The following is a 24,770-nucleotide window of genomic DNA, read 5'->3' as shown; positions in this document are numbered from 1 at the left end:
CGTCCTGACAGAGCGAACGGTCTTCCCTAGCTGCTCCGAGGGGCCCCCTCGCGCGCGTGCCGTGCGGCGGCCACCACCGTACGGGCCTGGTGCTCGACCTGATGGTCCAGCGGCACCCAGCGCGCCCGGAAGCGGACCATGAAGGCGTCGCTCCAGGCAGCGACCAGGTTCTCGAGGCGCGGTACCGCCCGGTCGTCGGTCTCCCGCAGGACCCGCAGCAGCATCGCGGCGGCCCGCAGCGGCAGCCGGCGGCCGAACGCGTCCACGCTGCCGACGTACGCCATCGTGGTGTCGGCGGGTGGGGTGTGCGTCCAGTCGGCGGCCAGCCCGGGCACCAGTTCCAACGCCCACTGGGCGGCTCGCAGGAGCGGTCCCTCGGCGTCCGCCAGACGGGGCCGCGCGTCGGCGAGGACCTGTTCGACCTCCATGCCGTCCCGCAGCAGCCGGCCCGCGAGCCGCCGTATCGCCGCCGCCGGCGCGGGATGCGGGGCCGGGTCGTCCACCAGGTCGCTCGCCCACATCGGCACCTCGACGACCGCGGTCAGACCGCCGTAGAGGTGAGCGTGGTACCAGGTGCTGTGCCGGGCGTCGTCCGGCATGCTCGGGTACGCCGCGTCCGTGCCCGGCGCCGGCATCACGTGCACTCCGGGCCCCGACGCGGGCCAGCCCGCCGCGTCCGAGGCGCCCGTCTCGACCGGGATGTGCAGCTCGGCCGCCGACTTGGCGAACGGCTCGGCGAGCCCGGGGACGTCCTTCGTCAACTGCACCCAGCTGCCGCCCACGTCGGTGCCGTGCAGGGTGACCTGGAGATAGGGCCGGACTTCGTCGATGACACGGGTCAGAGCGACGGTCTCCGGTGGCAGCCGGTCGGGCGGCAGCACGGAGGGCGCCCACTCCGGCTGCTCGGGACCGGCGGGCCGGTAGAAACCGAGGTGGTAGTCGAGCAGGCTGCGCGGCGCCGGAGTGACGTGCAGGCTGGCACCGTCCGGGTCCGCGCACAGCAGGAAGTGCCAGGAGGTGCCCGCCCTCAACTCGCGGTCGTGCACGGTCCGCTCCGCGAGGGAGAGGAGCGTGGAGCCCCCCGTGGGTTCGTTGGCGTGGGCACCCGCGACGACGAGCACGGCGCGTCGTGCGTGGCCCACGGACAGCAGGTGCAGGGGCCGTCCCGCGCGGGATGAGCCCACTTGCGTGAAGGTGCACAGACCCGGCCGGTGAGCGGCCAGCGCCCGCGCGGACGAGACGAGTTCGTTCACACTGGGGTAACGCAGCTCCGGCAGGAGACTCACCCCCGTCTGGTCCACCCGGCGTCGCAATCCGCAGTACCCCATGGCGTCCGGGAACTGTCAAGGAGGTAGCGGGGGCGGCTCCAGGGGGCGCCAAGAAGCATTCACCCCCGACGACGAAGACGGGTACGGCCGGCGGCAACGGTCGGCAGGGACATCTCCCGCGCGGGACGGCCGCGCACGGCCCGGCGAGGGCCCTCACCACCACCCGCCGGTAGTCGTACAAGCACGCCCGAGCGCGCGCTGCTGTGCGCCGGGCGCTTGAGCGCTCACATAGGCGCGCGCCGAAGGTTTCACGCCCCTCGGGCCGTCACTCCTCGCCGACCCGCTCCAGAAGGGCCACCGGCAGTCGCGCGAAAAGCTCCTCCACGCGCGCGTGCCCGGTGAACTCCCGCTCCGGGGACAGCAGATCGGTCCACCGGCCCGGCGGCAGCGGCAACCGCGTGTCCTGCCAGCCGCCCGCGTCCGCCAGCCGCGACGACAGCCGGGTGACCGCCGTGACCACCTCCCCGGAGCGCGCGAACGCCACACAGTGCGCCGCCGCCGGACCCTGTGCGACGAGCGGTGTGTACGTCGCCGTGTCGCCGAACACCGCCGGACGGCGCGCGCGCAGCCGCAGTGCCGTCGCCGTCAGCACGTCCTTCTCGCCGGGGGCCTCGGGAGGGAACCGGACGGGACGGCGGTTGTCCGGGTCCACCAGCGCCAGGTACTCGCTCTCCGTGCCCTGGTAGAGATCCGGTACGCCCGGCATCGTCAGGTGGACCAGGGCCGCGCCCAGGACGTTCGCCCGGATGTACGGCTCCAGGGCGACCCGCAGCGCCGCCACGTGCCCGCCGGGCGCCCCGCACGGGCCCGCCGCCACGAACGCCGCCACCGTCTCCTCGTACGCGGGTTCCTGCTCCGTCCAGGCGGTGTGCAGGCCCGCCTCCCGGACGTGCTTCAGCAGGGCGCCCTGGAGACGCTCCGCGTCCGCTGGGCCCAGGCCGAAGGCCGTCTGCCAGGCCGCCCACGCCAGTTGGGCGTCGGGCAGCCCCTCACCGGTGCGCGTGACCTCCGCCAGGACGTCGGCCCAGCGTCGCGGGCACTCGGTGAGCACGGCCAGCGCCGCGCGTACGTCGGCGCTGCGCTTCGTGTCGTGCGTCGACAGCACCGTCCCCGTGGCCGGCCAGTCGCGCTGCACGCGCGCGCAGTAGGCGTGGAAGTCCTCCGGGGACACCGCGGGGCTGTCCGGACCGCCGCCGACCTCGGTCGCCGACAGCAGCGGCACATAGCGGTAGAACGCCGTGTCCTCCACGGACTTGGCCCGCAGCGCCGACGACGTCTGCGCGAACCGGTCCCGGAACTCCACGTGCTCGGGGTCGTTCGCGTCCCCGCCCGCCGCCCGACCGAGCAGCAGGTCCCGTACGACGTCCACGGCCTCGCCCTCCTGCGGGACGGCGAACGCCTGGCGGGCCTCCGCGGCGGCCACCTCGGAGATCACGGAGGCCGTGTCCCCGGGGCTGTAGGGCCGGTAGACCTCCAGGCGGACCAGCAGCTCGCGCAGCGCCGTACGCAGGGCCCAGGGGGCGCGGTCGCGCAGGGCTGGATCCGGGGAGGCGGCGCAGAGACGGTTCGCCACGCGGGTCAGCCGGTCCACCTCGGTGGCCAGCTCATGCGTCACCACCTTGTACGCGGCCCGCCGTACCGTCGCCTCCCAGTGCCCTCCCCGGTCGGCCTGAGGGGCCGCGAAGCGCCGGTACTGGCCGAGGAGTTCGCCCGCGCCCGCCGGGTCCGTGAACAGGCCGTCCAGGTGCCGCAGGGCGTCGTAGCCGGTGGTACCCGCGACCGGCCAGCCCGCCGGGAGGTGCTCCCCGTCGGCCAGGATCTTCTCGACCACCGTCCAGCGGCCCCCGGTCGCCTCGTGCAGACGGCGCAGATACCCGCCCGGGTCCGCGAGCCCGTCCGGATGGTCGACCCGCAGCCCTTCCACCACTCCGTCGGCGAGCAGCTCCAGCAGCTTCCCGTGGGTCGCCGCGAACACCTCGGGGTCCTCGACGCGCACCCCGATCAGCTCCGAGATGCTGAAGAAGCGCCGATAGTTGAGCTCGGTGCGCGCCAGCCGCCACCACGCCGGGCGGTACCACTGGGCGTCGACGAGCTGCGGCAGCGGCAGCTTCTCGGTGCCCGCACGCACGGGGAGGACATGGTCGTAGTAGCGCAGGACGTGGCCCTCGTACCCCAGGTGCGCGTCCTGCCACCGCTCGACCTTCAGCTGCTCCCACTCCGCGCCCAGCGGCTGTCCGAGCACCGGCAGCAGCAGGCGTCCGCCCTGCGCCTCCCAGTCGATGTCGAACCACCGCGCGTACGGTGACCCGGGGCCCTCGCGGAGCACCTCCCACAGGGGTCGGTTGTGACGCGGCGACATCGCCATGTGGTTGGGCACGATGTCGGCGACCAGGCCGAGGCCGTGCTCCCGCGCGGTTCGTGCCAGCGCGCGCAACCCCTCCTCGCCGCCGAGTTCACCCCGCACGCGCGCGTGGTCCACGACGTCGTAGCCGTGCGTCGAACCCGGCACGGACTCCAGGAACGGCGACAGATGCAGATGCGAGACGCCGAGCGACGCCAGGTACGGCACGGCGTCCGCCGCTGCACCGAAGGGGAACGCGGGCTGGAGTTGCAGCCGATAGGTGGCCGTCGGCACGACCGGCTCAGAACGCTCAGGTGTCATGGGAAACTACGTACCCGCCCCACCGCCTTTCGTGTCATCGACTCCTGCTTACGGCCGCCGAAACGGCCCTCCACGCGCGCGCGGAGGGCCGTAGTACGGGCGAGGGCGGACTAGGCCGGGCGTTGCAGCACCGTCAGGCTGTGGTCCAGGAGGGTCAGACGGTCGCCCGCCGCGACCTTCGCGCCCGTGCCCGGTGCCACACCCTCCGGGCGGGCCGTGTCGATCACGACCTGCCACTGGCGGCCGTGGTTGACCGGCACCACGAACTCCAGAGTCTTCGGCGAGGCGTTGAACATCAGCAGGAACGAGTCGTCGGCGATGCGCTCCCCACGGGCACCGGGTTCCGAGATGGCGTTGCCGTTGAGGAACACGCTCAGCGCGCCCGCCTGTGACGAGTCCCAGTCGCGCTGGACCATCTCCTCGCCCGCCGGAGTGAACCAGGCGATGTCCGACAGCTCGTCGTGGGTGCCCTCCACGGGGCGGCCGTGGAAGAAGCGGCGCCTGCGGAAGACCGGGTGGTCCTTGCGCAGCCACACCATCGCGCGCGTGAAGTCGAGTAGTCCGGCGCCCTCGTTGCCGTTGCCGTCCTCGTTCTGGTTCGGCCACGGCACCCAGGAGATCTCGTTGTCCTGGCAGTACGCGTTGTTGTTGCCGCCCTGGGTGCGCGCGAACTCGTCGCCGTGGCTGATCATCGGCACACCCTGGGACAGCATCAGCGTCGCGACGAAGTTGCGCAGCTGGCGTGCCCGCAGAGCGAGGACGTCGGGGTCGTCCGTCTCGCCCTCCGCGCCGCAGTTCCAGGACCGGTTGTGGCTCTCGCCGTCCCGGTTGTCCTCGCCGTTGGCCAGGTTGCGCTTCTCGTGGTAAGACACCAGGTCGTTGAGGGTGAAACCGTCATGGCACGTCACGAAGTTGATCGAGGCCAGCGGACGTCGGCCGTCGTCCTGGTAGAGGTCCGAGGATCCCGTCAGCCGGGACGCGAACTCCGCGAGCGTGCGCGGCTCGCCCCGCCACATGTCCCTTACGGTGTCGCGGTACATGCCGTTCCACTCGGTCCACAGCGGCGGGAAGTTGCCCACCTGGTAGCCGCCCTCGCCCACGTCCCACGGCTCGGCGATCAGCTTCACCTGGGACACCACCGGGTCCTGCTGGACCAGGTCGAAGAACGACGACAGCCGGTCCACCTCGTGGAACTGCCGGGCCAGCGTGGCCGCGAGGTCGAAGCGGAAGCCGTCGACGTGCATCTCGGTGACCCAGTAGCGCAGCGAGTCCATGATCAGCTGGAGTACGTGCGGGGACCGCATGAGCAGCGAGTTCCCGGTGCCCGTGGTGTCCATGTAGTAGCGCTGGTCCTCGGCGAGCCGGTAGTACTGCGCGTTGTCGATGCCCCGGAAGGACAGCGTCGGGCCGAGATGGTTGCCCTCCGCCGTGTGGTTGTAGACCACGTCCAGGATGACCTCGATACCGGCCTCGTGCAGCGCCCGGACCGCCGACTTGAACTCCAGGACCTGCTGGCCGCGGTCGCCCCAGGAGGCGTACGCGTTGTGCGGGGCGAAGAAGCCGATGGTGTTGTAGCCCCAGTAGTTGTTGAGGCCCATGTCCACCAGACGGTGGTCGTTCACGAACTGGTGCACGGGCATCAGTTCCAGTGCCGTGACGCCGAGTCCGGTCAGATGTTCGATGATCGCGGGGTGGGCGAGCGCCGCGTAGGTGCCGCGCAGCTCCTCGGGCAGCGCCGGGTGACGCATGGTCAGGCCCTTCACATGGGCCTCGTAGAGCACCGTGTGGTGGTACTCGGTGCGGGGCCGCCGGTCGTCGCCCCAGTCGAAGTACGGGTTCACCACGACCGACGACATCGTGTGCGGCGCCGAGTCGAGGTCGTTGCGCCGCTCGGGCTCGTCGAAGTGGTAGCCGTACACCTCCTCGCCCCAGGTGACCGAGCCGCTGATCGCCTTCGCGTACGGATCGAGCAGCAGCTTCGCCGAGTTGGTCCGCTGGCCGCGCTCGGGCGCGTACGCGCCGTGCGCACGGAAGCCGTACCGCTGCCCCGGCATCACGCCCGGCAGATACGCGTGCCGGACGAACGCGTCGCTCTCCCGCAGTTCCACCGCGGTCTCCGAGCCGTCGTCGTGGAGCAGACACAGCTCGATCCGGTCGGCGGCCTCCGAGAAGACCGCGAAATTGGTACCGGCGCCGTCGTACGTGGCACCGAGTGGGTACGCCTCTCCTGGCCAGACCTGCATGCGCTCGACTCTTTCAGTTGTGGTCCGCCGCTGGGGCCTGCTCCCCTCCGAGTCTCCCCGAAAGTGATGGAACCACCTACGACTTACGTCCCTCTTACCGGTCGACCAGTGCGTACCCGCATACGCGGGTATGTCAAAACTTTTCCTTCTTCACGTACTCCCTGGGCAGTGAGGGGGAGTAAGGGGACAACGTGCGCAAGATCGTGCGCCGCCACCTGGGCAAGGTGGTGGCGGGGACGGGCATCGCGGTGGCCGGTACGGCCGTCATGATCGCGGTGACGCTGCCGGGGTCGGCGGGGGCCGACGAGTCGGGCCGCACCGGGACCGCCGGGAACACGGCGAGTACGGGCGGCGGCGCGGGGGAGTCCGCGCAGCAGCAGGTCGGCGCGCCGCCCGGGGTCGTCGAACAGGTACCCGCCGAGGGCGCGAAGGGCACGGGCCGCGACCCGCTCACCGACGGTGAGACGGCGCGGGTCGAGCGGATCGCCCTGAGCCGTCAGCTGCTCGACTCCGGTGAGAACGTCGAGGGGAAGCGCGGCCCGCAGCGGATCGGCATCGACCTCGCCGAGCCCGAGGCCGCCGAGGTGGACGACCCGAACGCGCCACGGCGCGCGGACGTGTCGTACTACGACTACAAGGACGACACCCTGGTCACCAGGACCGTCAACCTCGACACCGGCAAGGTCGAGCGGACCGGCACCCAGCACGGCGTACAGCCGCCCCTGAGCCGCGCCGAGACGGCAGAGGCGACCGCGCTCCTGATAGCCGACCCGCTGGGCGCGGGCCTGAAGGCCGACTACAAGGACGCCACCGGCACGGAACTCACCTCGCCGGACCAGCTGCTCGTCACCAGCATGGTGTACCGGGCCACTCCGGGCGCCCAGCCCGCCGTACTCGACACGTGCGGCGACCACCGCTGTGTGCGGCTCTTCCCGAAGGTGAAGAACGGGTCGTGGATCGACGCCCGTTCGCTCGTGATCGACCTGAGCGCCCGCAAGGTGGCCAAGCTCGGCTGACCCCTGGGCGAGCGGCCCTCGGTTCACTTCTCAACCTCCTTTTACCTTCCTCAGCTCTCTCCAGGGAGTCACGACTTCATGCGCGTCAACAACAACAGCCGTACCCGAGGGCGGGCGACGGCCGGGCTCGTCGGCCTCTCCGTGGTCGCCCTGTCCGCCGGCCTCACCTCGGCGGCGGGACCGGCCATCGCCCAGCCGAAGGCCGGACCCGTGCCGCCCGCCGAGTGCAGCGCGCCCTACCGCATCGAGAAGAAGCTCGCCACGGGCACCACCTGGCGGATGTGCTACCGCTACGAGAGCGAGGCCGGGCTCGTCCTGGAGAACGTCTCGTACCAGCCCCCGGGCGAGGCCCAGCCGATCAAGGTCCTCAACTCCGCGCGCCTGGGCCAGATCCACGTCCCCTACGACGACGGAAACGCCGAGTACCAGGACCTCACCGGGGCGGGCTTCGGCCAGGGCCTGATGAACCTGGCGGCCGGTGAGTGCCCCGGCGGCACCATCAAGACCGTCAAGGTGCCCGAGGCCTGGGACCCGGACAACGCGAACGTCAAGGGCCTGTGCACCACCACCCGTTCACGCGGTCACGCCTACCGTATGCAGGGCGACACCGCGAACAAGGTCTGGCAGACCCAGGGCAAGGACCTGCTCGTCTATACCGTCAACCAGGTCGGCTGGTACGAGTACATCACCGAGTGGCGCTTCCAGGACGACGGCACCGTCAACATGAACATCGGCGCCACCGGCAGCCTCGCCCCCGAGGACTACGACGCGGGCGACGGCCGCGGCTGGCCCATCGGCAAGGGTGCGAAGGCCTACGCCACCAGCCACAGCCACAACGTCTTCTGGCGGCTCGACTTCGGCCTCGACGGCTCCTCCAAGGGGAAGGTCGAGCAGTACGACTCCGTGGTCAGCCCGCCCGCGAGCGGCCAGGAGGGACCCACCAACAAGACGACCCGCACCCAGGTCAAGAAGGAACTCGCGGGCGACGCCAAGAACATGCGCTGGTGGCGTGTCGTCAGCGCGACCGGCAAGAACAAGGACGGCCACGCGCGCTCGTACGAGATCGTCCCCGGCGCCACCACCAAGTACCCCGGCCGCAGCTACACCCGCCACGACGTCTACTTCACCGAGTACAACAAGTGCGAGCAGTTCGCCAGCGACAACCTGGGCAACTGCGGCGTCGGCGCCAAGACATCGGTCGACGGATGGGTCAACGGGCAGACCCTCACCCACCCGATGGTCTGGGTGAACGTGGGCTTCCACCACATAGCCCGGGACGAGGACCAGCAGCCCATGCCCGTCCACTGGCAGGGTTTCTCGATCGCCCCGCGCGATGTCACGGCTATGAATCCGCTCACTCCGGCCGCCCTCGCCAACCAGAACGGGCATGTCGAAAGCGGTAGTTGAGAAACGACCCTGTCCATCCTGCTGCACCGCTGACCGCTCCCGGAGTACCCTTCCTTGATCGTTGACCGGGACCGGCCGACGGGGAGAGCTCGGGGGAGCGGAAGGCGGTGCGCGGGTGGGGTCGGGAGGGCTGGAGCTGCCCCCTGGTGACGAGGGTCACGAGGGGAACTCCACAGAGGTCCCGCCCGGCGCGGTGTCCCTGGCACGGCCGATGGAGACGGGCTCCATCGGACCGGAACTGGACTGGGACGCCGACGCCTGGCACGAGGTGCGGACACGCGCCCAGCGGGCCGGCCGGGCCTACATCTGGCTGAACCTGGTCGAGCAGCGGCTGCGCGCGGTCGTGGCCGCCGTCCTGCGCCCCATCTACGAACCAGTCCACGGCGACGAGTGGGTGGTAGCCGCCGCCGGGCCGGCCGGCCAGGAGTGGGTGCAGCGCGCGGTCGCCGTACGGGAGGTCAGCCGCCGCAAGGGCTACCTGCTCGACCCGGCCGACGACAACGTCCTCAGCTTCCTGACCCTCCCGCAGTTGCGCGAGCTGATGGTGCAGCACTGGCCGTGCTTCGAGCCGTACGTGGACGAGCGCCGTGACGTCGAACTCGCCCTGGACGAGCTGGAGGTCACCCGCAACGTCGTCTCCCGCAACCGGGCCCTGTCCGAAGCCGTCCTGAACCAGGCCGAGCGGGCCTCGGGCAAGCTCCTGGAGACCCTCGGCGCGGGCGGCGACGTGCCCTCCGCGCGCCGGCTGCCGGTCGACGCGGTCGAGGACCTGGTGGGCGAACGGTACGGGGACGTGGTCGCCGTACACACCGACCGGGTACGGCTGATGCGCCAGTTCCCGGCCGAGGACATCTTCGGCGGCGCGCGTCGCCTCGACGCCATCGGCATCGGCCTCAATCTGCTCGTGCAGAACTTCTCCGGGCGGCGACTGGTACGGCTGGCGGAGTCCGGCTGCCGGGTGCGACTGCTGTTCCTGAATCCCGCGTCCAGCGCGGTGAAACGGCGCGAGCGGGAACTCGGCATCAAACGCGGTGAGTTGAGCCGCGCGGTGGAGATGAACATCCTGCACATGCGCCGGGTGCGGTCGAGTCTGCGGGACCCCGGCGCCTTCGAGATCCAGGTCTTCGACGAGACGCCCCGCTTCACGGCCTACCTCGTCGACGGGGACGGCTCGGACGGCGTCGCGATCGTGCAGACGTATCTGCGCCGGACGCGCGGGATGGAGGCGCCGGTGCTGGTGCTGCGCGGCGGGAGCCGGCTGGTCAAGCCGGGCGAGACGGAGGAGAGCGGCCTCTTCCCGACATATCGCGAGGAGTTCGAGGTGGCCTGGGCGGATTCGCGCCCCGTGTCCTGACTTGCGCGATCCGCCGATCCGTCAACGAGCCGATCCGGCCCCGTCCGACCTGCTCGCCTTCGCGTAAGCGGAACGCGGTCCTCTGATTGTCAGTGGCTCATGGGATCGTGGAGACCACTGGGGGAAAGCACCACCAAAAAGGCATGAAGGGGGGCGAGGCATGGGCTGGCATCACGAGCTGCTGATCGGCTTCGACCTGGAGACGACCGGGACGGACCCGAGCGAGGCACGCATTGTCACCGGCGCGGTGATCGAGGTGAGGGGCGGTGAGCCGCTCGGTCACCGGGAATGGCTGGCCGATCCGGGCATCGAGATCCCGGCGGACGCGGTGGCGGTGCACGGCATCACCAACGAGCGCGCGACCAGCGAGGGCCGGCCCGCCGACCAGGTCGCGGACGCGATGGCGGACGTGCTGGCGACGTACTGGAAGACGGGCGTCCCGGTGGTCGCCTACAACGCGAACTTCGACCTCACCCTGCTCTCGGCGGAGCTGCGGCGGCACGGGCTGCCGTCCCTGCGGGAGCGGCTGGGCGGCCTGGAGTTGGCCCCGGTCATCGACCCGTACACGATCGACCGCTCTGTCGACCGTTATCGGCGTGGCAAGCGCAACCTCGAAGCGGTGTGCACGGAGTACGGCGTCTTGCTGGACGCGGCTCACGACGCGTCGGCGGACGCGTTGGCCGCGGCGCGGCTGGCGTGTGCGATAGCCGAGCGGCATCCCAAGGTCGCGGCGCTCGGGGCGGTGGAGCTGCATCGGCGTCAGATCGAGTGGTATGCCGAGTGGGCGGCGGATTTCCAGAGCTTTCTGCGGCGCAAGGGGGAGGTCGACGCGGTCGTCGACGGGACATGGCCGGTGCGGGAGGTTGTGGGCGAGGTGGTGTGAGGGGGGGGTGGGGGGAGAGAGCGTGGTGAGTTTCCTCGCCCCCGCCGCCCTTACCCGTCCCATCCCGTTCCTGGGGGCTGCGCCCCCAGACCCCCCTTACGGCCCTGAACGGGCCTGTCCTCAAACGCCGGACGGGCTGGAAGGGCAGCCCCAGCCCGGTGGGCGCGTTCCACCGACTGGCCCCAGTACGTGCCCGTGACCATCAGCGTCGCGCCCAGCGCCGTGAGCGGCGTCAGGTGCTCGCCGCCCAGGGCGATACCGATCGCGGCGGCCCAGATCGGCTCGGTGCCCAGCAGCAGGCTGGCCCGGCTCGCCGAGGTGCGCTGCACGGCCCACGTCTGGGCGAGGAACGCGAACACGCTGCAGAACAGGGCGAGATAGAGCAACTGCGTCCAGGTCCCGGTGTCGGCTCGGACGAGCGCCGGCAGGTCGGGTGCGGCGGCCGGCAGGAACAGGGCCGTGCCGATCACGGTCTGGAGTGTCGTGAGGTGAAGGGGGCGGATCGGCCGGCCTGCGGTGAGGCGTCCGACCAGGGCCACATGGACCGCCCGTATCAGGGCCGCGCCCAGCATCAGCAGGTCACCGAGACGCGGCGCGTGGAAGCCGTTGCCGGACATGAGCAGGCCGACGGCCAGGACGCAGACGCCGGCGGCGGCGTAGAAGGCCGGAGGCAGCCCACCGGGGTGTCCGGCGCGATCGAGGAGAGGGGTGAGCACGATGGTCAGGCTGATGATCAGGCCCGCGTTGGCGGCGGTGGTGTGGGCGACTCCGTACGTCTCCACGACGAGGACGGCGGCCTGGGTCACCCCGAGCGGCAGTCCGGCCCGCACCTCCTCCCGGGTCCACGGACGAAGACCCCTGCCCCGCTTCAGCTCCGTCCCCCGACCGGCGGCGACCAGGCCGAGACAGACGAGTGCGGAGAGGGCGTAGCGCGCGAACAGGACCGCGAGGACGGGCAGGGCGGAGGTGGCTGTCTGGGCGGACAGATAACTGGAGCCCCAGACGAGCGCGACAAGGAGGAGTACCGCGTCGGTACGGCGGGAGTCGGACACGCGACCACAGTGCACCGTCGACGACCCTGAAGCCCAGGACCATTCTCTTAAACGATCTTTTAGCTCTACTACACGGTCCGTCTACACTGAACCCGTGGACGAACGTCAGCTGCGGATCCTGCGCGAACTCGGTGAGCTGGGCAGTGTCACTGCGGTCGCCGACGCCCTGCTCGTCACGCCCTCGGCCATCTCGCAGCAACTGCGGCTGCTCCAGCGCGCCATCCCGGTCCCACTGACCGAGCGGCAGGGGCGTCGGCTGGTGCTGACCGACGCCGGGCAGGCGCTGGCGGGCGCTGCGACCGAGGTGGAGTCGGCGCTCGCGCGGGCCCGGCACACCGTCGAGGAGTTCCTTGACCGGCCGGACGGGGAGGTGTCCGTCGCGGCGTTCCACAGCGCGGGCGCCGCGTTCTTCCCGTTGCTGCTGCGGGCCCTCTCCGGACCGGACGGGCCGGTGCTGGCGCTGGCCGACGAGGACGTCACGCAGGACGACTTCCCATCGTTGACCAGGGAGTACGACCTCGTCCTCGCCCACCGTCTGGACCACGCCCCGCCCTGGCCGCGCACGGTGACAGCGACCCCGCTGCTGCGCGAACCCCTCGATGTGGCCATGCCCGCCGACCATCCGCTCGCCGCCAGAGGACGACTGACCCCCGGCGATGTGGCCGACCAGCCCTGGATCGCCGTGCACGACGGCTTCCCGATCATGGCGACGATCGAGGCCATCGCCACGGCGGCGGGCCGTCGTCCCCGTCTCGCCCACCGCATCAACGAGTTCGCGGTGGCGGCGGAGGTGGTGGCCGCCGGGGGAGGCCTCGCCCTGATGCCCCGCTGGACCTCCCGCCCGCACCCCGCCCTGGTCCTCAAACCCCTCAGCGGCGTCCGCGCCAGACGCCGCATCGACGCCCTCCACCGCCCGGAACGCACGGCCCGCAGAGCGGTAAGAACGGTACTGAAGGAACTGCACCGAGCAGCACAGAAAATCCAGGCCGAGGAGTAGCGCGCCCCACAGGGGTGCGGGGAACTGCGCGACCAGCCACACACAACCCGCAGCCGCCGCACAACAGCAAGCTCACCCCCATTAGGCGCTCAAAACGGATACCACCGCACAGTCGAATCCCCGTCCCGCAAAGACCCCACCCGCCGCGAGAACTCCGCCAACGCCTTCGGATTCACCGGCGCATGCTGTGCGACCCACGCGCAACTCGCCGTCTCCCGAGCCCCCCGCAACACCCCACACCCCTCCCACTCGCGGACGTCCCACCCGTACGCCTCCGTGAACGCGGCATACGCCTCGGCCGGAAGGGCGTACCGGTCGTGGGAAAGGGCCATGACCACCAGATCGTGCTCCCGCAGGTCGGCGGAGAAGGTCTCCAGGTCGACCAGGACCGGACCGTCCGGGCCGATGTGGACGTTGCGGGGAAGCGCGTCGCCGTGGATCGGGCCGGGCGGCAGACGCGGGGTGAGCGCGGCGGCGGCCGTGGCGAAACCGTCGCGGCGCTCGCGCAGATAGGCGGCGTCCGCCGGGTCGATCGCGTCGCCCGCGAGCCGCAGCCACCGTTCGACACCGCCCAGGAGTTCGCGGGGCGGCAGCGTGAAGGAGTCAGGGAGCGGCAGGGCGTGCACGGTCCGTAGGAGTTCGGCCAAATCCCCGGGTTCGGCGGGGCGTACGGGATCGGGCAGCCGGTGCCACACCGTCACCGGGTGGCCCTCGACGAGGTGCGCCTCCGGGTCGGCCGCGCGTACCGCCGGGACGCCCGCCTCGGTGAGCCAGAGCGCGATGGCCAGTTCCCGACGCGCACGGTCGAGGAGTTCGGTGTCGCGGCCCACCTTGACGACCAGGTCACCGGCGGCGAACACCGCGTTCTCGCCCAGCGCGAGAAGCCGCGCGTCCGGCGCCGTGCCGGGTAGTACGCCCGCCGTGGCCAGTACGTCCCGGGCCCGTGCCTCGTCCATCGTCCGCCTCCCGCGCAGTCCCTCGTACCCGGCTGTAGCCACCCGTGTACGTCCGTGTACGTCCGCGAACGGCGTCGGGTTCACGCCATCCGCCGGTCAGTGTCGCATTCGTACAGGTGGGGGCGTGTGCGCGGTGCCTTGACGGGTTACCAGGGCTTCACGACCATGACGGGGCCACCTCGGGCGACCAAAGGAGCCGACCACGTGACATTGGCGACCGGAACGAGGCGGCCGGTCAAGCACGCGACTCGCGCCGGACCGGACGGCGGCCGCTCGCTCGGCGGCCCTGGCGCCTGGTTCCTGGTCCTGCCCGCCCTGATCCCGATCCTCGTCCTGAGCGTGGGACCGCTGCTGTACGGGATCCTGCTGGCGTTCACCGACGCCCAGTCGGGCCGGACCACGTCCACGCGGTGGATCGGCACCCTCAACTTCCAGGACCTGCTGCACGACACCCTGTTCTGGGAGTCGTTCCGGATTGGGCTGGTCTGGGCGGTCGGGGTGACCGTGCCGCAGTTCCTGCTCGCCCTCGGCCTCGCCCTCCTCCTCAACCAGGAGTTACGGCTGCGCTGGCTGGCCCGCGCCCTCGCGATCATCCCGTGGGCGATGCCCGAGGTCGTCGTCGGCATCATGTGGCGGCTCGTCTACAACGCGGACACGGGCGTCCTCAACGAGACACTGCGCGACCTGGGCCTGGGTGACGGCCGCGACTGGCTCAGCGGCCTTGCGACCGCGCTGCCCGCCGTCATCGTCGTCGGCGTCTGGGCGGGGATGCCGCAGACGACGGTCGCCCTGCTCGCCGGACTGCAGAACACCCCGCGTGAACTGCACGAGGCGGCGGCCATGGACGGCGCCGGCGCCTGGCGCCGCTTCCGGACCGTCACCTGGCCCGCACTGCGACCCATCGCGCTCGCCATCACCTCCCTCAACCTCATCTGGAACTTCAACTCCTTCGCCCTGGCGTACGTCCTGACGAACGGCGGCCCCGGCGGACGCACCCGGCTGCCGATGCTCTTCGCCTACGAAGAGGCCTTCCGCTACGGCCAGTTCGGCTATGCGGCGGCGATGGGCTGTGTGATGGTGGCGCTGATCTCCGTCCTTCTCGCCGTGTTCCTCGTCGGCCGGCTGAGGGGAGGTGAGGAGAGTTGAGGACGAGCACGAGCGCCCGCGTCGGCCAGTACGCGGCCCTTCTCGCCTATCTCGCCTTTCTGGCCCTGCCGTTCCTCTGGCTGCTGTCCACCGCCTTCAAGTCCCCGCGTGAACTGGGCAGTCCGCACCCCACCTGGATCCCGAGGAACCCGACCCTCGACAACTTCCGCCAGGCCTTCGACGAACAGCCGCTGCTGCATGCCGCGTTGAACTCCCTGCTCGCGGCGGCCTCGGCCGCGCTGGTCGCCGTACTCCTCGCGACCCCGATGGCCTACGTCATGGCACGGCACCGCACGCTGCTCGGGCGGGCGGCGACCGGGTGGGTGGTGGTCAGCCAGGCGTTCCCGTTCGTGCTGGTGATCATCCCGCTGTTCCTGGTGCTGAAGAACCTGCGGCTGATCGACTCCGTCTTCGGGCTGGTGATGGTGTACGTGGTGTGGTCGCTGCCGTTCGCGCTGTGGATGCTCGGCGGGTATGTACGGGCCGTGCCCGTGGAGTTGGAGGAGGCGGCGGCCGTCGACGGTGCCGGACGCCTGCGCACCCTGGTCTCCGTCACGGCGCCGCTGCTGGCGCCGGGGATCGTGGCCACGGCACTGTTCGCGTTCGTCACCGCCTGGAACGAGTTCTTCTTCGCCCTGGTGCTCCTGAAGACGCCGGAGAAGCAGACCCTGCCGGTAGTCCTCACGCACTTCATCGGCGCGGAGGGTGTGGCGGACCTCGGCCCGCTGGCCGCCGCCGCGTTCCTGGCGACGCTGCCCTCGCTCGTCGTGTTCGCGCTCATCCAACGCCGAATCACCGGAGGCATGATGGCCGGGGCGGTGAAGAGCTGATGCGCGCGCGATGGCTCGTCGTCGTCATGCTGCTCCTCGCCGGCTGCACAGGCGGCGGTGGCGGCGACGGGGACGGCCGGATCACCCTCCGCTTCCAGTCCCTCGCCTGGCAGGACGAGTCCGTAGCCGCCAACAAGGCGCTGGTGAAGGAGTGGAACGCGACCCACCCGGACGTCAAGGTCGAGTACGTGCAGGGGAGTTGGGACAGCGTCCACGACCAGCTGCTCACCTCCTTCGAGGGCGGTGAGGCGCCCGACATCATCCACGACGCCTCGGACGACCTGGCGGACTTCGCGTACGGCGGTTACCTCGCCGATCTGCGCCGGCTGCTGCCCGACCGGCTCAAGTCCGATATCCCGCAACGGAGTTGGGAGACGACGACCTTCGGGGGCGGCGTCTACGGCGTGCCGTTCCTCCAGGAGCCGCGTGTGCTGATCGCCAACACGAACTGGCTGAAGGAGGCGCGAGTACGGATCCCCACCCCCCGACAACCGTGGAGCTGGCCCGAGTTCAGGAAGATCACCCGGCAGCTCAGTGGTGACGGCAAGTACGGTGTGGCCTGGCCGCTCAAGGAGCCCGTCTCCGCCACGCTCAACCTGTCGCTGTCGACGGGCGGCCAGCTGTTCCACCGGGGCGCCGACGGCAAGATGACCGTCCGCTTCGGCGCCTCGGAGCAAGTGGTCCCCCGTACGATCCACGACCAGGTCAACTCCGATGACAGTGCGTCGAGTTCGACGCTGGGCAGCGGTGGCTCCGACACCCTGCCCGGGTTCTTCGGCGGCCGGTACGCGATGGTCCCGCTCGGCTTCTCCTACCGCCAGCAGATCGCGCAACAGGCGCCGAAGGGCTTCGAGTGGCAGGTGCTGCCCGCACCGGCGGGCGCCGACGGACTCACCCAGGGCGTCAGCCCGCAGACCCTCTCCATCGCCGAGGACAGCCGGCACCAGCGGGAGGCGGCCGAGTTCATCGACTTCCTGCTGCGCCCCGACAACATGGTCCGCCTCGCGCTGGGCGACTGGATGCTCCCCACCGGCACCGAGGCGCTGAAGTCCCCGGCCCTGCGCACACAGAAGAACGGCTGGGCCACCGGCACCGCCCTGGCGGCCCACCTCCGCTCGGCCCCCGCCCAGTCGGTACGGGGTTACCCGGAGTGGAAGGACAAGGTCGCGACCCCGGCTTTCCAGGAGTACTACAGCGGCGCGATCGACCTCGCTGAACTGCGGAAACGGCTGGAGGAAGACGGGAACCTGGTGCTGGCGCGCTACCAGCGGTGAACCGCCCCGAAATTCGAGTTGCACGAGACGTCTCGTCTTGCTTACGGTCGATCCCATGACCCCAGCCCATATCGCCATGTTCTCCATCGCCGCGCACGGTCACGTGAACCCCAGCATCGAGGTGATCCGCGAACTGGTGGCGCGCGGTCACCGTGTCACGTACGCGATTCCGCCCGCCTTCGCCGAAAAGGTGGCCGAGACCGGGGCACAGCCCGTGCTCTACGAGTCCACGCTGCCGGGCCCCGACGCCGATCCGGAGGCGTGGGGCACCACCCTCCTCGACAACGTCGAGCCCTTCCTCGCCGACGCGATGCAGGCGCTCCCGCAGCTCATCGAGGCGTACGAGAACGGCGTAGGAGGGCAGGGGGATGTGCCCGACCTCGTCCTGCACGACATCACCTCCTACCCGGCCCGCGTCCTCGCCCACCGCTGGCGCGTGCCCGCGGTCTCCCTCTCGCCGAACCTCGTCGCCTGGGACGGGTACGAGGAGGAGGTCGCCGAGCCGATGTGGGCCGAACCCCGGCAGACCGAGCGGGGGCGGGCCTACTACGAACGGTTCGAGGGCTGGCTGAAGGAGAACGGGATCACCCAGCACCCCGATCCCTTCACCGGCCGCCCCGCCCGCTCCCTCGTCCTGATCCCCAAGGTGCTGCAGCCCAATGCCGACCGCGTCGACGAACGCGTCCACACCTTCGTCGGCGCCTGCCAGGGCGACCGCTCCGAACAGGGCGACTGGCAGCGGCCCGCCGACGCCGAGAAGGTCGTCCTGGTGTCGCTCGGGTCCGCCTTCACCAAGCAGCCGGAGTTCTACCGGGAGTGCGTGCGGGCCTTCGGTGACCTGCCCGGGTGGCACCTGGTGCTCCAGGTCGGCCGGCATGTCGGCGCCGACGAGCTGGGACCCGTACCGGCCAATGTCGAAGTACGTTCCTGGGTACCGCAGTTGGCGATCCTGCGGCAGGCCGACCTGTTCGTCACGCATGCCGGCGCCGGCGGCAGCCAGGAGGGGCTGGCCACCGCCACGCCGATGATCGCCGTACCGCAGGCCGTCGACCAGTTCGGCAACGCCGACATGCTGCAGGCGCTCGGAGTCGCCCGCCATGTGCCCATGGAGGAGGCGACCGCCAAGGTGCTGCGCGCCGCCGCCCTCGCGCTCGTGGATGATCCGGAGGTCGCCAGGCGGCTCGCGGAGGTCCAGGCCGGGATGGCGGGGGAGGGCGGCACCCGACGGGCCGCCGACCTGATCGAGGCGGAGCTGCCCGGAGTGTGAACGGGCAGAGGGCCCGCTGGCTCCCCGGTGACCAACGGGCCCTCAGTTCAAGGGATTTACAGGGTGTTCGGAGGGTTGTGACGAGTGAGCGGGAGTGACTCAGACTCCGACCCGCTCACCCTCCACGGCGGGCGGCGGAGGCGAAGACAGGGTCTTGGTCGCCTCGTCGTGCGTCAGGTCCGGCAGGCGGTTCAGCCACTTCGGGAAGTACCAGTTGCTCTCGCCCAGCAGAGCCATCACGGCGGGCAGCAGCACACCGCGGATGATCGTCGCGTCGATGAGCACCGCCGCCGCGAGGCCCACACCCATCTGCTTCATGGACTGCATCGACAGTGTCCCGAAGATGGCGAACACGGCGACCATGATGACGGCGGCACTGGTGACGACCCCGGCCGTGGTGACCACCCCGTGCTGGATCGCGTCCTTCGTCGTACGGCCCCGCAGTCGTGCCTCGCGGATACGGGAGACGACGAACACGTGGTAGTCCATCGACAGGCCGAACAGGATCACGAACAGGAACAGCGGCAGCCAGGTGATGATGGCGCCCACGCCCTCCGCGCCCACCAGCGACGCGCCCCAGCCGTGCTGGAAGACGGCGACCAGGATGCCGTAAGCAGCTCCGACCGACAGCAGGTTGAGCACGATCGAGGTGATCGCGATCGTCAGGGAACGGAACGACAGGAGCATCAGAAGGAAGGCGAACACGACCACGAAGGCGAACACCGGGGCGACCGCGCCGGCCAGTTGGTCGTTGAAGTCCTTCGAGCCCGCGACCTGTCCGGTGATCGGCGCCGAGACGCCGTCGACCTTGCCGAGTGTGGCCGGGCGTACCTCGTCGCGCAGCTTGTCCAGGCTCTGGCCCGCCTTGTCCAGGTCGGAGCCGCCGACCAGCGGGACGTACACGAAGGCGATGTTCTCGGCGTCGTGCAGCTTGATGTCCACCGGGCCGCGCGAGGCGCCCGAACTGATCGCCAGCGCACGGAAGTCGGCGAGCGCGGACTTCACGTCGGCCGCGTTGATGTCCTTCGCCCTGACGATCACCTCGGCGGGGTCGGAGCCGCCGGGGAAGGCGTCGTTGACACGGTTGTACGTGCCGACGATCGGCAGTGAATCGCCGAACTCCTGGTCCAGGGTGAGGTTCTGGGTCTTCATACCGAGCGCGGGCGCGGCGACGGCGAGCAGAGCGCCGGCCGCGACCAGCAGCGAGATGGCGGGCCTGGCGAGGACGACCTTCAGCACGGCAGTCCAGAACCGGCTCTCCCCGTTGCCCTTGCCACGGCCGCCGTTCCTGCGCCGCTTGTCGGGGTGCAGGAACGGGATCCTGCCCTTCTCGACCCGCTCACCGAGCAGCGACAGCAGCGCGGGGAGGACGGTCACGGAGCCGACCATGGCGACCGCCACGACCATCAGGGAAGCCAGGCCCATCGCCTCGAACGTGGCGAGCCCGGTGAACAGCATGCCCGCCATCGCCACGCACACCGTGACACCGGAGACGATGATCGCGCGGCCACTGGTCGCCGCGGCGATCCGCAGCGCGGCCTCCGGGCTTCGTCCCGCCGCCCGCTCCTCGCGCTCCCGGCGCAGATAGAACAGGCAGTAGTCGACACCGACGGCGAGTCCGACGAGCAGCATCACCGAGCTGGCGGTGTCGTCCATCGGCTGAATGTGGCTGACGATGCCCATCAGGCCCATCGTCGCCATGATCGCGGTGATCGCCAGTGCCACCGGCAGTAGCGCCGCCACCAGCGCGCCGAACGCGATCAGCAGAATGCCGAGGGCCACCGGTACGGCGGACAGCTCGGCCTTCTGGAAGTCGTCCCCGAAGGCGTCGTCGAACGTCTTGTTCATACTGGCGCCGCCGATCTCCTCGATCCGCAGCTCCGAGTGGTCCTTCTGGACGTCCGCGACGGCCTTGAGCACCGGCTCGACCCGGTCGCCCGCCGTGTCGGCGTCACCCCGCATGTCGAACTGGACGAGCGCGCTGTGTCCGTCCTTCGAGAGGGTGTTCGTGTCGTACGGCGACTGGACGTCGGTGACCTTGCCGGTCCCGTCGACCGCCTTCATGACGTCGGCGACGGCGGCCCGGAACGCGGCGTCCGTGGCCCTGACGCCGGCGCCCTTCGCCTGGATGAGGACGGTCTCGCTCGCGGGTTCGTCGATCCCGGCATCCTCGATGATCTTGGCGGCCGTGTGGGTCTCGCCCCCCAACTGATCGCTCTCCTTGACCTCGACGCTGCCGGCGGCGGAGCCGAGCCCCATCGCCAGGACGACGAACAACACCCAGATCCCGACGGCCGCCCAGCGATGCCGGGCGCTCCAGCCGCCGGCCCGGGCGGCTATGCCCCGTACCCGCGCTTCTCCGTTCCCCATGTCGGGCTTGCCCCCTCGTATGCGGCGACAGCCCCCTGCCATCACCTTTAGTTCGAAGGTAGGGGCCGAATAAGACCATCTCCTCGTGCTCCCCGGTGAGGTGCGACCGGCCGAAGTCCTCCCCTCGGATGCTGGTGTCTCCCCACTGGGTAGGACAGCGGTCCCCTACATCTAAAAGACGATCTCGGGGTGGTTCGTCAGGGGCACTGTCAGTGGGCCGCCTTATGGTGTCCGGATGACGACAGGTGATCAGGCGACGACGACCTATGCGGCGCTGCTGCGCGGTATCAACGTGGGCGGCAACAAGAAGGTCCCCATGGCCGAGCTGCGTACCCTGCTGGAGGGCCTCGGGTACGGCGGTGTACGGACGTATCTGCAGAGTGGCAACGCCGTGTTCGCCGCCGGTCACGGGGACGAGGAGTCCCTCGCCGGGGAGATCGCGGAAGCCATCGCACAGCACTTCGGATTCACCGTCGACGTGATCGTGCGCGACCACGGGCACCTGCGGGCGATCAGGGACAACTGCCCTTTCCCAGCAGCGGAGTTGGAGGGCAAACAACTCCACGTCACCTACTTCTCCACCCCCGTCGACGAGACTCGCTTCGCGGACATCGACCGGCCCGCCCACCTTCCAGAGGAGTTCCGGCTCGGCGACCGCGCCCTGTACCTGTACGCACCCGACGGCCTCGGCCGCTCCAAGCTCGCCGAACAGCTCGCCAAGCCCCGGTTCCTCAAGGGCCTGATCGCGACCACCCGCAACTGGAACACCGTCGTCAAGCTGGTGGAAATGACCGAGGACGGGACCCCGGGTAAGTGACTCCGATGAGCGACGGCCACCGTGACGGGCGTCGCGACCCCGCCGTCGACGCCGCCATCGGGGCCGAACTGCGGCTGCTCGACCCGGAGGTCCGCGCCTCACCCGAGCTGACCGGAGCGCTGCTGCACCCCGGGTTCCACGAGTTCGGCGCCTCGGGGCGGCACTGGGACCGGGCGTCGATCATCGGGTCCCTCGCCGCCACCACCGAGCCGGGCGCCCGCCCCTTCGCCGTCTCACACCTGAAGGGCGTACGGCTCGCCCCCGACCTGGTCCACCTCACCTTCGACACGGAGAGCAACGGCCGCCGCGCCCATCGGAGTTCACTGTGGTGCCGGGACACCGAGGGCGACGGCTGGCTGCTGTACTTCCACCAGGCGACCCCGTTCCATGACGAGGACGGCGACAAGGTCGGCTGACCTACCGGCGCTCCAGGTGCGACAGTTCGGCGCCGGACAGTCGTACGGCCCCGGCGTCCAGGTTCTCCTCCAGGTGTACGAGGGAGCCCGTGCCCGGGGTGGGGCAGAGCACCGGGGAGTGGTGCAGCAGCCAGGCCAGCGCGATCTGGGCCGGGGTCGCTCCGTGCGTGGCGGCGATCTCCGCGCTCACCGGGTCGGTCGCCAACTCGCCGTTGCCCAGCGGAAACCACGGCAGGAACGCGATGCCGTGAGCCTCGCACAGCTTCAGCAGCGGCTCGGAGGAGCGGTCGAGGAGGTGGAAGCGGTTCTGGACCGAGGCGATCGACGTCAACTCACGCGCCGCGACCAGCTGTTCGGCTGTCACGGAGTCGAGTCCGACCTGCCGGATCTTGCCCTCTCCGCGCAACTCGTCGAGGACGCCGAGCTGTTCGGCCATCGGGACGATCGGGTCGAGCCGGTGCAACTGGTACAGGTCGATGGTCTCGCGCCGTAGCCGCCGCAGGCTCGCCTCGCACATCGCGCGCAACCGCTCCGGCCGGCCGTCGATGTGCCAGGCGTCGGGGCCGGTCCGTACGACACCGCCCTTGGTGGCGACCAACACCTCGGCCGGGTAGGGGTGCAGGGCCTCGGCGACGAGTTCCTCGGCGATCGACGGACCGTAGTTGTCGGCGGTGTCGATCAGCGTCACACCACGGTCGACGGCCCGGCGCAGGACGGCCACCGCGTCTGCACGGTCGCCTCGCGGGCCCCAGTAGCCGGGACCCGTCAACTGGGCCGTGCCGTATCCGAGACGGCGGACCGGGAACTCGCCGCCGATCGTGAATCTTTCCGAAGCCATACGGTGGACGCTACCTGTGCGGTGCACGCAGCATGACAGGCTGGCCGTCATGCGCTACATCATCATCGGGGCCGGGGCGGTCGGCGGTGCCATCGGCGGGCGGCTGGCCGGGGCGGGGCACGAGGTCGTTCTCGTCGCCCGGGGCGCCCAGTACGAGGCGCTGCGCGCGCACGGACTGCGGCTGGTGACGCCGGACGGGACACACACGTACCGCCTGCCGACCGTCGACGGACCCGCCGGACTCGGGGAGTTGCGCGCCGACGACGTGCTCGTGCTCGCCGTCAAGACGCAGGACAGCGAAGCGGCCCTGGCGGCCTGGGGGCCGGTACCCGTCGCCGGCGGCGGTACGGCGGCCGAGCGGCTCCCGTTGCTCTGCGCGCAGAACGGCGTGGAGGGACCGCGGCTCGCGCTGCGCCGCTTCCGGCGGGTGTACGGCGTCTGTGTCTGGCTCCCCGCGGCCTACGAGGAACCCGGCGTCGTCTCCGCCGCGGGAGCCCCGCTCACCGGCATCCTCTTCCTCGGCCGCCACCCGCACGGCACCGACGACACCGTCCGCCGGATCGCCGCCGATCTGGAGAAGACGGCGGCGATCGAGGCGCCGGTCGTCCCGGACGTGGCGCGCTGGCAGTACGCCAAACTGCTCACCAACCTGGGCAACGCCATCCGGGCGCTCAGCGGAGCGCCGGACAGCGAGGAGAGCGAGCGGCTGCGCGGGCGGGTGTACGCCGAGGGCGAGTCGGTCCTCGCGGCGGCCCGGATCCCGTACACGAGCGCAGCGGAGGCGAGGGCGAGACGCGGCGACAAGATCACCCTGCACCCGCTGCCCGGTACCGAGCCCGGCGGCGGCTCCTCCTGGCAGTCCCTGAGCCGGGCCACCGGCACGATCGAGACCGACTACCTCAACGGCGAGATCGTCCTCCTGGGACGGCTGCACGGCGTACCGACACCCCTGAACGAGCTGCTGCAACGGCTGGCCAACACATTCGCCCGGGAGCGGCGGCCGGCGGGTTCACTGCCCTCGGCGGAACTCGTCAGGTTGGCGGACGAGGCCGTCGCGTCTGTCCGAGAACGCTGAGCGCGTTCGTCTCAGCGGTGTGAGTCCCAGCGGTGTGAGGCGGGGAGATCCGGCGGGCAGGAACGCCTACGCGCTCACCGCGGCGCGCCCCGCCAGAGGCACCCGCGCCGCCGCCACCTGCTCCTCGTAGCGCCGCAGCAGCAGCCGCGCCACCTCGGGCGCCGCTCCGAGGACGTCGGCGAGGACGTCCGCCTGCGCCGCGCCCCGGGCGATACGGTCCGGGAGGAAGCCGGGGGCGAGGACGTAGGGTGCGACGGCGACGCGTTCGCAGCCCAGCTCCCGCAGTTCCCGTACCGCGTCCTCGGTGCGGGGGAGGGCCGCGGAGGCGAACGCAGGTCGCACGGCGCACCAACCGGTGTGCCGCCACTCCCGCGCGATGTCAGCGATCACTGCGATCGCCTCCGGGTCGGTGGACCCCGCCGAGGCCAGTACGACCCCGGTCGAGGACTTGTCGGCGGGCGTCAACCCCGCTTCGTACAGGCGCCGTTCGAGCGCCGAGAGGAGCAGCGGGGACGGGCCCAGTACCTCCGCCTGGCGGATGTTCAGCCGCCTCGGCGCGTCCCGCAGGACCGCCGGGATGTCCGCCTTGGCGTGGAAGGCGCGGGTCAGGAGGAGGGGCAGGGCCACCACGTCCCGTACGCCCTCCGCCGCCAGGGACTCCAACACCCCGCGCACAGAAGGGATGTTGAACTCCAGGAAGCCGGTCTCCACCCGCAGCCCCGGCCGCAGCGACCGTACGCGCCGTACGAGGGCGTGCACGGTCGCCGCGTGCCGCGGGTCGCGGCTGCCGTGGGCGATCACGACGAGGACGGGGCGGACCGGCTGCTCGTGCATGGGGC

Annotated in this window: 19 protein-coding genes and 1 pseudogene; 12 read left to right on the top strand and 8 right to left on the bottom strand. The window is 70.8% G+C overall.

Going from position 1 to position 24,770, the window contains the following annotated elements; genetic code table 11:
- Positions 1–26: 26 nt before the first annotated feature.
- The 3 genes from QA861_RS08925 to glgX form a co-directional block, all read right to left on the bottom strand.
- Positions 27–1,286 (bottom strand): M14 family zinc carboxypeptidase, encoded by a 1,260-nt coding sequence (locus QA861_RS08925; RefSeq protein WP_334587676.1) that lies wholly within the window; start codon positions 1,284–1,286, stop codon positions 27–29.
- 307 nt (positions 1,287–1,593) lie between these two features.
- Complete coding sequence (gene treY / locus QA861_RS08920) at positions 1,594–3,990, bottom strand: malto-oligosyltrehalose synthase (RefSeq protein ID WP_334587675.1); 2,397 nt, start codon at positions 3,988–3,990, stop codon at positions 1,594–1,596.
- A 110-nt stretch (positions 3,991–4,100) separates the two neighbouring features.
- On the bottom strand, positions 4,101–6,233 hold the full coding sequence (gene glgX, locus QA861_RS08915; RefSeq protein ID WP_334587674.1) for a glycogen debranching protein GlgX: 2,133 nt from the start codon (positions 6,231–6,233) through the stop codon (positions 4,101–4,103).
- 191 nt (positions 6,234–6,424) lie between these two features.
- Between glgX and QA861_RS08910 the strand changes: the two genes are divergently transcribed.
- From QA861_RS08910 to QA861_RS08895, 4 genes are all read left to right on the top strand, one after another.
- A complete protein-coding gene (locus tag QA861_RS08910; protein WP_334587673.1) occupies positions 6,425–7,249 on the top strand; it encodes a Tat pathway signal sequence domain protein in 825 nt (274 codons plus the stop codon).
- Positions 7,250–7,327: 78 nt separating this feature from the next.
- On the top strand, positions 7,328–8,656 hold the full coding sequence (locus tag QA861_RS08905; RefSeq protein ID WP_334587672.1) for a copper amine oxidase: 1,329 nt from the start codon (positions 7,328–7,330) through the stop codon (positions 8,654–8,656).
- A gap of 115 nt (positions 8,657–8,771) precedes the next feature.
- Positions 8,772–10,010, top strand: a complete 1,239-nt coding sequence (locus QA861_RS08900) for a DUF5919 domain-containing protein (protein ID WP_334587671.1) — start codon at positions 8,772–8,774, stop codon at positions 10,008–10,010.
- 160 nt (positions 10,011–10,170) lie between these two features.
- Positions 10,171–10,893 (top strand): 3'-5' exonuclease, encoded by a 723-nt coding sequence (locus QA861_RS08895; protein ID WP_334587670.1) that lies wholly within the window; start codon positions 10,171–10,173, stop codon positions 10,891–10,893.
- Between the two features lie 50 nt (positions 10,894–10,943).
- On the opposite strand, the gene QA861_RS08890 is transcribed toward QA861_RS08895, so the two are convergent.
- Entirely contained in the window at positions 10,944–11,945 is a 1,002-nt protein-coding gene (locus tag QA861_RS08890; RefSeq protein ID WP_334587669.1) for a DMT family transporter, read from the bottom strand.
- Positions 11,946–12,039: 94 nt separating this feature from the next.
- Between QA861_RS08890 and QA861_RS08885 the strand changes: the two genes are divergently transcribed.
- Complete coding sequence (locus QA861_RS08885) at positions 12,040–12,942, top strand: LysR family transcriptional regulator (RefSeq protein ID WP_334587668.1); 903 nt, start codon at positions 12,040–12,042, stop codon at positions 12,940–12,942.
- Positions 12,943–13,031: 89 nt separating this feature from the next.
- On the opposite strand, the gene QA861_RS08880 is transcribed toward QA861_RS08885, so the two are convergent.
- Positions 13,032–13,898 carry a phosphotransferase enzyme family protein gene (locus tag QA861_RS08880; protein ID WP_334587667.1) on the bottom strand — a complete coding sequence of 289 codons (867 nt, stop codon included), beginning with the start codon at positions 13,896–13,898 and terminating at the stop codon, positions 13,032–13,034.
- A gap of 204 nt (positions 13,899–14,102) precedes the next feature.
- Between QA861_RS08880 and QA861_RS08875 the strand changes: the two genes are divergently transcribed.
- The 4 genes and pseudogenes from QA861_RS08875 (at position 14,103) to mgt (ending at position 18,415) form a co-directional block, all read left to right on the top strand.
- Positions 14,103–15,044 (top strand): carbohydrate ABC transporter permease, encoded by a 942-nt coding sequence (locus tag QA861_RS08875; RefSeq protein ID WP_334587666.1) that lies wholly within the window; start codon positions 14,103–14,105, stop codon positions 15,042–15,044.
- On the top strand, positions 15,041–15,874 hold the full coding sequence (locus tag QA861_RS08870; protein ID WP_334587665.1) for a carbohydrate ABC transporter permease: 834 nt from the start codon (positions 15,041–15,043) through the stop codon (positions 15,872–15,874). Before QA861_RS08875 ends, QA861_RS08870 begins: the two co-directional genes overlap by 4 nt.
- Complete coding sequence (locus tag QA861_RS08865) at positions 15,874–17,148, top strand: ABC transporter substrate-binding protein (protein WP_334587664.1); 1,275 nt, start codon at positions 15,874–15,876, stop codon at positions 17,146–17,148. Before QA861_RS08870 ends, QA861_RS08865 begins: the two co-directional genes overlap by 1 nt.
- An 18-nt stretch (positions 17,149–17,166) precedes the next feature.
- Positions 17,167–18,415: pseudogene (gene mgt / locus QA861_RS08860) on the top strand (macrolide-inactivating glycosyltransferase).
- Positions 18,416–18,514: 99 nt separating this feature from the next.
- Here the strand turns inward: mgt and QA861_RS08855 are convergent.
- Positions 18,515–20,785: an MMPL family transporter gene (locus tag QA861_RS08855; RefSeq protein WP_334587663.1), complete on the bottom strand. Its 2,271-nt coding sequence runs from the start codon at positions 20,783–20,785 to the stop codon at positions 18,515–18,517.
- Positions 20,786–21,020: 235 nt separating this feature from the next.
- Between QA861_RS08855 and QA861_RS08850 the strand changes: the two genes are divergently transcribed.
- Together QA861_RS08850 and QA861_RS08845 are read left to right on the top strand one after the other, a co-directional pair.
- On the top strand, positions 21,021–21,602 hold the full coding sequence (locus tag QA861_RS08850; protein ID WP_334587662.1) for a DUF1697 domain-containing protein: 582 nt from the start codon (positions 21,021–21,023) through the stop codon (positions 21,600–21,602).
- Positions 21,603–21,607: 5 nt separating this feature from the next.
- The gene (locus QA861_RS08845) at positions 21,608–22,018 is read left to right on the top strand and encodes a nuclear transport factor 2 family protein (RefSeq protein ID WP_334587661.1); all 411 of its coding nucleotides are present in this window, start codon (positions 21,608–21,610) and stop codon (positions 22,016–22,018) included.
- A 1-nt stretch (position 22,019) separates the two neighbouring features.
- Here QA861_RS08845 and QA861_RS08840 read toward each other — a convergent pair whose 3' ends face one another.
- Entirely contained in the window at positions 22,020–22,856 is an 837-nt protein-coding gene (locus QA861_RS08840) for an aldo/keto reductase (RefSeq protein ID WP_334587660.1), read from the bottom strand.
- 49 nt (positions 22,857–22,905) lie between these two features.
- Here QA861_RS08840 and QA861_RS08835 point away from each other — a divergent pair, with 49 nt between their 5' ends.
- Entirely contained in the window at positions 22,906–23,931 is a 1,026-nt protein-coding gene (locus QA861_RS08835) for a ketopantoate reductase family protein (RefSeq protein WP_334587659.1), read from the top strand.
- Positions 23,932–23,997: 66 nt separating this feature from the next.
- Here QA861_RS08835 and QA861_RS08830 read toward each other — a convergent pair whose 3' ends face one another.
- A complete protein-coding gene (locus QA861_RS08830; RefSeq protein ID WP_334587658.1) occupies positions 23,998–24,765 on the bottom strand; it encodes a sirohydrochlorin chelatase in 768 nt (255 codons plus the stop codon).
- Positions 24,766–24,770 lie beyond the last annotated feature (5 nt).

Origin of the sequence: Streptomyces sp. B21-083 (assembly GCF_036898825.1) — a bacterium.
In the GTDB taxonomy this organism is placed as follows: domain Bacteria; phylum Actinomycetota; class Actinomycetes; order Streptomycetales; family Streptomycetaceae; genus Streptomyces.
Note: the sequence above shows the minus strand (reverse complement) of the source record. Positions and strands in the feature narration are given on the sequence as shown.

What these genes read in the sequence shown, in the direction of transcription:
- QA861_RS08895 (WP_334587670.1), top strand. Translation starts at nt 10,171, where the DNA reads ATGGGCTGGCATCACGAGCTGCTGATCGGCTTCGACCTGGAGACGACC.
- QA861_RS08850 (WP_334587662.1), top strand. Translation starts at nt 21,021, where the DNA reads ATGACGACAGGTGATCAGGCGACGACGACCTATGCGGCGCTGCTGCGC.
- glgX (WP_334587674.1), bottom strand. Translation starts at nt 6,233, where the DNA reads ATGCAGGTCTGGCCAGGAGAGGCGTACCCACTCGGTGCCACGTACGAC.
- QA861_RS08830 (WP_334587658.1), bottom strand. Translation starts at nt 24,765, where the DNA reads ATGCACGAGCAGCCGGTCCGCCCCGTCCTCGTCGTGATCGCCCACGGC.
- QA861_RS08855 (WP_334587663.1), bottom strand. Translation starts at nt 20,785, where the DNA reads ATGGGGAACGGAGAAGCGCGGGTACGGGGCATAGCCGCCCGGGCCGGC.
- QA861_RS08840 (WP_334587660.1), bottom strand. Translation starts at nt 22,856, where the DNA reads ATGGCTTCGGAAAGATTCACGATCGGCGGCGAGTTCCCGGTCCGCCGT.
- QA861_RS08905 (WP_334587672.1), top strand. Translation starts at nt 7,328, where the DNA reads ATGCGCGTCAACAACAACAGCCGTACCCGAGGGCGGGCGACGGCCGGG.
- QA861_RS08835 (WP_334587659.1), top strand. Translation starts at nt 22,906, where the DNA reads ATGCGCTACATCATCATCGGGGCCGGGGCGGTCGGCGGTGCCATCGGC.
- QA861_RS08845 (WP_334587661.1), top strand. Translation starts at nt 21,608, where the DNA reads ATGAGCGACGGCCACCGTGACGGGCGTCGCGACCCCGCCGTCGACGCC.
- QA861_RS08865 (WP_334587664.1), top strand. Translation starts at nt 15,874, where the DNA reads ATGCGCGCGCGATGGCTCGTCGTCGTCATGCTGCTCCTCGCCGGCTGC.
- QA861_RS08880 (WP_334587667.1), bottom strand. Translation starts at nt 13,898, where the DNA reads ATGGACGAGGCACGGGCCCGGGACGTACTGGCCACGGCGGGCGTACTA.
- treY (WP_334587675.1), bottom strand. Translation starts at nt 3,990, where the DNA reads ATGACACCTGAGCGTTCTGAGCCGGTCGTGCCGACGGCCACCTATCGG.